Source organism: Gelidibacter sp. (genome assembly GCF_039916245.1).
GTDB lineage: Bacteria > Bacteroidota > Bacteroidia > Flavobacteriales > Flavobacteriaceae > Gelidibacter.
In genome coordinates this window covers 1-8,161 of record NZ_JBDSLS010000207.1, presented here as the reverse complement: position 1 = coordinate 8,161, position 8,161 = coordinate 1, and the positions used below count along the sequence as shown (strand labels likewise).

The following is an 8,161-nucleotide window of genomic DNA, read 5'->3' as shown; positions in this document are numbered from 1 at the left end:
GGAAATTACGCTTGGGAACCCTCAATGAACAATATGAATAGTGAACGATTGAATGTGACCATTGATGGGATGCAGATTTTTGGTGCCTGTACAGATAAGATGGATCCGATAACGTCGTATGTAGATGTGTCCAACTTGCAAAAAGTAAGTGTAGGTTCAGGACAATCAGGATCAGAAAACGGTCATACCATTGGCGGTGGCATAGATTTGAAATTGCCCAACTCCAAATATTTCCAATCGGGTTTAAAAACGAGTGTCGATTTAGGCTACGAAACCAATGGCAACTACAGAGTCGGCGGTTTGGACCTTGAATATTCTGACAGTAAATTTTATATTAAAGCCGATGGAATTTATCGAAAGTCAGACAATTATGATGCTGGAGATAGTAAAGAGGTGTTGTACTCACAATTTCAGAAATATAACGTTTCCCTACAAGGCGGTTATAAACTCAACGATCAGCATTCCTTTGATGCTAATATTATTTATGACAAAGCTACGGATGTGGGTTATCCAGGATTAACGATGGATGTATCACTTGCCGAAGCATTGATTACCTCCGTAACGCATCATTATACCAATGATTCCACTTTTATAAAGTCGTTAGAATCTAAACTGTATTTCAACACGATTACACACGTTATGGATGATACAAAGCGTCCAATTGTGCCCATCCGCATGGATATGCCGGGTTGGAGTGATACTTATGGCTTTTATAGCAAAGCTTTGATGACAGCAGACAAACATCAATTTTTAGTGAATGTCAACGGATTTTATAATCGGTCGTTGGCAGAGATGACCATGTACCCAAACGATCCTAATGAAACCGATATGTTTATGTACACGTGGCCAGATATCAGGACCTTATATTCTGGGATTTATGGGAAGGATGTGTATGCCTTTAATGAAAATGAAACGCTTTCTGCTTCCGCTAGATTTGGATTTCATCAGAACGAAATTGCTCTTCTAACGGGATTGGAGAGTTTGCAAATTTTCCATCCAGAAATCGGCGCCACAAAAAACAGATTCTTATCTAGTTTTACGGCCGATTATCAATTTAAAAAGAACCATTTTGATATGACTATTGGTGGAGGATATGGCGAAAGAGCACCTTCAGTAAGTGAAGGCTACGGCTTTTTCCTGTTCAATAGTTTTGACAATTACGATTATATTGGAAATCCGACCTTAAACAATGAAAAGGCATTTGAAGTGAATTTACAGACCAATTATCATAGTGGCAATTTCCACGTTGGACTGGAAACTTCCTATTTCCATATTATGGATTATATTATTGGCACCATTGATCAAACGCTGAGTCCAATGACCATTGGTGCCAATGGAGTGCGTTTGTACAGTACACTCTCACATGCGACCATTTTTGATGTGTACGTGAACTCCTCCTACAAGCTTTCAAATTCCTTTTCAATCAATGGAACGCTTGGTTACAACTACGGTAAAGGCAGCAATAATGAGAATTTACCTTTAATAAAACCATTATCTTATTTAGCCGAAGTCAACTATTCAAGACCTAAATTTAACGCCGCCATTCAGTTAGAAGGAAATGGCAACCAAAGTCAGTATAGTAGCTTTTATGGCGAAGATGAAACGCCGTCCTATGCCGTTTTAAACCTTAATCTTGGAAATCAATTCAATGTGGATAATCATATATTTGTCTTGAAATATGGTATTGAGAACATTCTCGACTCCAATTATTCAAGCTATGCCGATTGGAGAAACATTCCAAGAAAAGGACGAAATTTTTATGTAAATGCGTCTTATGTTTTATATTGATTTGAATGTCAGTCCTTTAGCTTCGTTTTGGTAATAAGAACTTACGTTGAAACGCCTCTGAATAGCCCCGAGCTTTAGCTCGGGGTTAGGAGGTAAGAAGAGCGAAAGGGCTTTAGCCCAAACACCTTGAGAGGTAAGTTTGGGCTAAAGCCCTTTCATTTTTGTTTTATTATACCTCCAGCTAAAGCTGGAGGTTATTCAAAATTTAAAATGTTTGAAAATTCGTGAACATAAAAGATCTAGCCCCATTTATTCGTGCTAATTAGTGAAATTCGTGTCTCAAATTGGACGGTTAACCACTTAGGCTCGTATTGATAAAACCTGTATTTATTTCCAGAATTGATCTTCCACATTATCCTCAAAGCCTTCTTCATCATGAATATCTGCAATGAGTGCTAATTGTTCTTCCGTAGCGTTTTTTTGAATTTCAGGAAAAAGGATCCGTTCTTCAAAGCGGATGTGTTCCTCTAATTCTTTTTCTATTTGGTGCAAGGATTTCTCAAGGTCTTTGGAGTCATTAAATAAGCGTTTTAAACTTATATGATCGGCCAAAGCGCGTTTTACTAACTCATTATCGGCCTCTAAAAGCGGAAATATATGCGCTTCTTCAAGTTCAAAATGCGGAATCAAATGATTTTCAAAAAACCAATCTGCATAGGTTTTGATGCGCTCCAATTCAATGTTTTTGCTGAACCCACTTCTGATCTTCCATGAAAGCAGGAGGCCATGATGATGTTCTCTGCTGAAGGGTTGAAGGGCTTTATGTCGTTTTAACGGTTTTGGTTCCATGATTTAAAATGTTTATAAAAATGAATAAAAGGCCCAAAGGCAAGAGAATACTAAATAGGAATAATACTAAATAGTAGTTTGGGATCATCCCTAGGGCAAAATAGTAAAAAAGACCTTGAAGGAGCAATATAAATTCGGTAGCAATGAAGCCAACAATAAAACTATAGACCCCTAATTTTAAGATCTTGCTCTTTAAAAATACTAATGATGATTCTAATAGAAAAGCAAATAGAAAACCTGAAATCACACCCAACATCATCAAGTGGATGAAACCGATCACAAAATTATGATACTGATACGCCATCGCGGACACTTCAGGGAGTATAGAGCTTGTTTGCAGCGCTATTTTCAATCCGAAAGAGAAGAGCGCTAAGCCATACATCCATTTGGCTAAGGTTAAGGTTTTGCTCCAAAATTCTGCCCAATGCGGACGGAGCAACACTATAAAACAATAGCCTGCCCAAAGCTGTAATAAAACGCCAAAACCATTTATCCAAAGCAATAGGGGATGAAATGCAAACCAGCTTACAGGTAAGGCGAAGGTTAAGATGGTACCACCAATAAGTGTTTTAAAAAACATTTGAAATTGTGGGGTGTTTTCAATTGGAAATCGGTGTAAGAACACCGCCAAAACGGCAAACAAAAACCAACCATTAAACTGAAAATGCAAGAAAAACTGAATGGCGATTTGAAAAAATGCAGAATCTATGCCCAATATTGCAGCGGCTGGACCTAAGCACCAAATACCAATGGTAGAAACGAACATAAAAATTAAGGAGGCTTTCAGTAATAATCGGATCGGTTTGGACGCTACTTTTTGATGTTTCCAGACCAATCTGATAAAAAGATAGCTGCAAATGATGTGTAAGGTTGAAAAGCTAATGGAAATAGCGGCATAACCTTGAAATGGAAAACTGACCATCATGCCTATAACGGCGATTTCCGTCAGCCAAAACAAACGGTTATAAACAGATTTTTTCTCTGGAATAAAATGATGGATAATTAGGACATACAACATCAGGTAAACCCAACCCAACATGGCACCATGTGAATGGGCATGCATGAGGTTTCTGAATTGAAATGGAAGCGGTTTTATAAACTCATGAAGCGGGAGCACAAAACCATACCGTAACATCAAACCCATTAAGGCCGCGACCAAAAAGTTGATCAGACATACAATAACAAGTTTTTTCTGCATTTAAGAAGTTTTACTGACCTAAGGACAAACTTAAAGATATTACTAGTGAATAATAAGGATTGATACATTTAATGTATTCCTACAAAGATAATATCCCACGTGATTTATTTTATAAAACCGGAATTTAAATATGGGTTTTGTTTAGCGAATTTTCTCTTTGTGTTGTCTTATAATCAAAAAAAGAACACTTCCCAAAGTATCTTATCCCACTGATGCTTGGTTATTCCTCAAAGTAGGATAAGGGTGCAACAGTAGTTTAAGTAACACATGGGAAGTGTAACTTCAACAATCAAAACTATTTTTTACTAGGCGTTTTTTCTAATTTTATCGCTTCTGGAAACAAGATATTATTTTCTAAATGAATATGGAGATGTAAATCTTTCTCAAATTCGTCTAACATGGCAAAGGTTACTTTGTAGGTGTTACAAGCATCGGCAGGAGGCGTGTAGTTGTTGGTCAGCTCCACAATTTTTCTGAAACGATCGCCTTCGGCTTCATGATCGTGTTTCATCATTTCAATTGGATTTTCAACCGTTGCAAATTGTGGCGACTCAATACTGGTCCCTTCTAATTGTGCTTTGACCATTCGTTTGATGAAAGGGAAGAGGATCAGCTCTTCTTTTTTCATATGCGATGCCATATCTTTTGCACAACCAATGAAAAGCGCTGTGATTTCTAAAAGTTCAGGATGTCTTTGTCCATGAACTTTACATAATTTATCTAAAAACTGACGTATTACCGGCGTTTTCTCTTCAACATAACGGTGGTGTTTTTTCTCAATATATTCTGCCAATAAATCAAGTGGCCATGATTTATAGTCAATGGATTGTTGACTAGTAGAGGATACAACAGCATGAAGTTTATCCAATAATTCATCGACTTCAATATTATTTTTTTTGCAAACTTCTTCCACTGATCTTTCGCCTTTACAACAAAAGTCAATGCCATAGCTAGAGAATACAGCAGCGGTTCTAAAATCTTCAGCCACAAATTGACCGATGTGTTTTTGTGAATCTTTATGTAATGTTTCCATAAATTTATCCCATCCTCTAAAAAGAGGGTTTTTTCGGGTCTTTAATTAATTAGACAATTATTATTGCGGACACTTTTGTCCTATTTAAATTCAAATTTTTTTATATTTTTAAGAATGAGGCGCCAGACTTGATGTCTATTGCCAATTGCTCAAGATTAGTGGTTTCTAACATATGTTTTAGTTCGTTGCGAATCGCAATAAATTGATCATGCACAGGGCACGGATGGTTAGCATCGCACACGTCCAAACCTAATCCACAGCCATGGTAAATACTATCGCCATCAATGGCATTTACAATTTGAGCGAGTTTGATCGAGCTGATATTTTCTTTCTCGATTTCAAAGCCACCATAAGCGCCTTTTACGGAGTTTATGATTTTGTTGCGCACTAAATCCTGAAGAATCTTGGCCGTAAATGCTTCTGGCGAATTAATTTCCTTGGCAATCTCTTTAAGACTTACGCGTTGTCCATCATATGAGTTTAGGGCTATATAAATAGATGCTTTGATACCGTATTCGCAAGCTTTTGAAAACATAAGAGGGTTATTTGGTTTGGACAAATATAAGTATAACTTTCAATTAGGACAAAGTTATCCGTATTAAAATTTCTTATGATTTTGTTAAAATTGAGGATTTAGTCACAATCGATGACGCCATTGACCATATCCGTAACTGGAGCAGGAGAGAGGTAAGGAATGCCAAGGCCTAAGCCTCTGACAATAAATAATAGGCCGATGATCACTACAAATATCGGAATGGCTTTTTGAATGCGTTGTTTTATGGTGGCGTTCAAAAATTTGCCGAGATAGATGGCTGAGGTCATTAATGGAATGGTGCCTATCCCAAACAAAGCCATGTATAAACTACCTTTGAGCGCGCCTTCCATAGCTAAAGATGCAAAAACGGCCATATATACCAGACCACACGGCAAGAATCCGTTAAGAAAGCCGATGGTTAAAAAAGTGTCAGCCGTTTTTTTCTTAAACGCTTGTCCCAAAGCTGATTTTACTTTAGAAATGAGCTTGTAAATAGGTTTTGAAAAATTGTATTTGTTGAATATTTTGGTAGGAGTCAGCACCACCACAATCATCAAAATCCCAATACCAATGGAGAGTTGTTGTTGTAAACCGAAAATATAAAGACTTTTCCCGACCAAGCCAAAAACAAGACCGATGATACTGTAAGCTAAAATCCTTCCGAAGTGATAGGTGAAAATTTGGAATACCTTTTTGGTGGAATTGGTGCGGTCAACAGGTAACATAAATGCAATCGGTCCGCACATGCCCACGCAATGAAAACTTCCAAATATTCCAAATATGACCGCTGACCAAAGCATCTAATACACGATTTCTTTTTTGTAGACATAGGAATTTCCTTTATATTGCCAATCTACTTTAATGTTCCAACGACCATCTAACAAACGTTTGTCAGGTATGAGCAAATTATGTTCAGACAATGAAATGGAACTTTCAAAGTCTAATTGTTTATTAGATGGTCTATATAGGAACACTTTTCCTGTTATTTCTGATGGATTCATGTCCGTTGGAAAGGTTAGAATCAATCCGTCCTGAGCATGTTGCCATGTAATGTTTTCTTTTAATTTTTGAGCATTTTTTTGTTTGGTAAGATCGTTTTCAAACTCCAATTCCTGACTGTAGTAGTTTTCTGTGACCAAGTCAGATTCAATCTTTTTATTGGTGCTCATGGCTATGACGAAATACATTATAAAGCTTATAAAGCCGATAAATGCCAATACGATTCCTGTTCCCCAATTGATTTTCATTGCAAAATTTATTTTGTCATTCCCTCGAAGGAGGAAATCTTATTCATTCCTGCAAAGGCAGGAATCTCTATTTTCAGTAATACTTCTTTTCTCTAAACCTCAACTTCAATTTCCCGACTTCGCTAAAGCTACGGACGGGTAGGCAACTTCGAAGAAAGTCTTTTTTTAATGAGAAATTCTTTTCAAACCAGCCAGGTTTTGAAAACCTTGCAGGTTAGTCGCTCAGATTCCTGCGAAGGCAGGAATATGTTTTTCAGTCAATACTTATTGTTTTTCAAATTTTTTCAGTAGCATTCTGATTCAACTTGAATTTCAACTTGAACTTCAACTTGAATTTCAACCTATTTATAACTCCGCGGTCCTAAAAAGTTGACCGACGTTGTTTCAATCAAATTCTCTCCACTATACACCTCAATCATTAAACTATTCTTGTCGCCACTCAATTCGCTTTGCGGCAATTCAATAAACAATGTCCCTTCTGCCATGCCTTGAGCTGGAACAACAAAGGTTTTTTCAGAGGACACCATTTTTATCTCGCCCACTTTTTTTCGGAGTTTTAAACTCACATTTTCAATATCCTTTGTCGTTTTATTGATCAGTTTATAAGTAAACACATTACTAATAATGTTGTTATCCTTGTGCTCATATAACTGACCTGGCAATCTTAAAACGCGCGCTTCCACATCGTTTCTCAATAATAGCATACCTATTAAAACGCCAATAAGAATCAATAATACGGCACTATAGCCTTTAAGTCGTGATGTGAACTCAAATTTCTTCTTCAATTCAATGTTTTCCTCACTGGCATAGCGAATCAAACCTTTCGGTAAATTGATGCTTTCCATGATATGGTCGCATTCATCAATACAAGCCGTACAATTGACACATTCCAATTGTGTGCCGTTCCTGATGTCGATACCTGTAGGGCATACATTGACACATTGGAAGCAATCAATACAATCTCCAAAGCCGAGGGCTTCGCGATCTTCGTTCTTGCGGAATTTTTTACGGCCATTTTCGCCTTCTCCACGTTTATGGTCATAAGCGACTACGATCGATTTATTGTCGAGCAATACGCCTTGAAGTCGGCCATAAGGACAAGCAATAATACATACTTGCTCTCTAAACCAAGCAAATACAAAGTAAAATACTGCCGTAAAAATCAATAAGGAAATCAAAGTACTTATGTGCTCAAAAGGACCTTCCATGATGTACTGAATCACTTTGTCCGAACCAATCAAATAAGCCAAAAACACATTGGCAATTATGAATGAAATGACTAAAAATATAAACCATTTCGTGACGCGTTTCCTGATTTTTTCAGCATTCCATTCCTGTCGGTCCAAACGCATTTGAGCGCCTCTATCGCCATCTATCCAAAATTCAACACGTCTGAAAACCATCTCCATAAAAATAGTCTGAGGACAAATCCATCCGCAGAAAATACGACCGAAGGCAACCGTAAATAGGGCGATAAAAATAACGCCAATCAACATTGAAAGCACAAAAAGGTAAAAATCCTGAGGCCAAAAAGGAAAGCCGAAAATATTAAAACGACGTTCTAAAATATT

General features: G+C 37.3%; 8 protein-coding genes. 1 reads left to right on the top strand and 7 read right to left on the bottom strand.

The features are described from left to right. The coding region (locus ABIQ28_RS11035; protein ID WP_348037240.1) for a TonB-dependent receptor at positions 1 to 1,788 on the top strand (1,788 nt) is incomplete at its 5' end. A 327-nt stretch (positions 1,789 to 2,115) separates the two neighbouring features. On the opposite strand, the gene ABIQ28_RS11030 is transcribed toward ABIQ28_RS11035, so the two are convergent. The 7 genes from ABIQ28_RS11030 to ccoG all read right to left on the bottom strand — a co-directional run. Then, positions 2,116 to 2,577, bottom strand: a complete 462-nt coding sequence (locus ABIQ28_RS11030) for a hemerythrin domain-containing protein (protein WP_348037238.1) — start codon at positions 2,575 to 2,577, stop codon at positions 2,116 to 2,118. Next, the gene (locus tag ABIQ28_RS11025; protein ID WP_348037236.1) at positions 2,549 to 3,775 is read right to left on the bottom strand and encodes a hypothetical protein; all 1,227 of its coding nucleotides are present in this window, start codon (positions 3,773 to 3,775) and stop codon (positions 2,549 to 2,551) included. Before ABIQ28_RS11025 ends, ABIQ28_RS11030 begins: the two co-directional genes overlap by 29 nt. A 295-nt stretch (positions 3,776 to 4,070) precedes the next feature. Continuing rightward, positions 4,071 to 4,808, bottom strand: coding sequence for an iron-sulfur cluster repair di-iron protein (gene ric / locus ABIQ28_RS11020; protein WP_348037234.1), 738 nt, complete (start codon positions 4,806 to 4,808; stop codon positions 4,071 to 4,073). 100 nt (positions 4,809 to 4,908) lie between these two features. Further along, positions 4,909 to 5,343 (bottom strand): Rrf2 family transcriptional regulator, encoded by a 435-nt coding sequence (locus ABIQ28_RS11015; protein ID WP_348037229.1) that lies wholly within the window; start codon positions 5,341 to 5,343, stop codon positions 4,909 to 4,911. Positions 5,344 to 5,441: 98 nt separating this feature from the next. Next, complete coding sequence (locus ABIQ28_RS11010) at positions 5,442 to 6,143, bottom strand: sulfite exporter TauE/SafE family protein (RefSeq protein ID WP_348037227.1); 702 nt, start codon at positions 6,141 to 6,143, stop codon at positions 5,442 to 5,444. Next, on the bottom strand, positions 6,144 to 6,590 hold the full coding sequence (locus ABIQ28_RS11005; RefSeq protein WP_348037222.1) for a FixH family protein: 447 nt from the start codon (positions 6,588 to 6,590) through the stop codon (positions 6,144 to 6,146). It abuts the gene before it with no gap. A 341-nt stretch (positions 6,591 to 6,931) separates the two neighbouring features. Continuing rightward, on the bottom strand, positions 6,932 to 8,161 hold a 1,230-nt coding region (ccoG, locus tag ABIQ28_RS11000; RefSeq protein WP_348037220.1), incomplete at its 5' end, for a cytochrome c oxidase accessory protein CcoG.

What these genes read in the sequence shown, in the direction of transcription:
- ABIQ28_RS11030 (WP_348037238.1), bottom strand. Translation starts at nt 2,577, where the DNA reads ATGGAACCAAAACCGTTAAAACGACATAAAGCCCTTCAACCCTTCAGC.
- ABIQ28_RS11025 (WP_348037236.1), bottom strand. Translation starts at nt 3,775, where the DNA reads ATGCAGAAAAAACTTGTTATTGTATGTCTGATCAACTTTTTGGTCGCG.
- ric (WP_348037234.1), bottom strand. Translation starts at nt 4,808, where the DNA reads ATGGAAACATTACATAAAGATTCACAAAAACACATCGGTCAATTTGTG.
- ABIQ28_RS11015 (WP_348037229.1), bottom strand. Translation starts at nt 5,343, where the DNA reads ATGTTTTCAAAAGCTTGCGAATACGGTATCAAAGCATCTATTTATATA.
- ABIQ28_RS11010 (WP_348037227.1), bottom strand. Translation starts at nt 6,143, where the DNA reads ATGCTTTGGTCAGCGGTCATATTTGGAATATTTGGAAGTTTTCATTGC.
- ABIQ28_RS11005 (WP_348037222.1), bottom strand. Translation starts at nt 6,590, where the DNA reads ATGAAAATCAATTGGGGAACAGGAATCGTATTGGCATTTATCGGCTTT.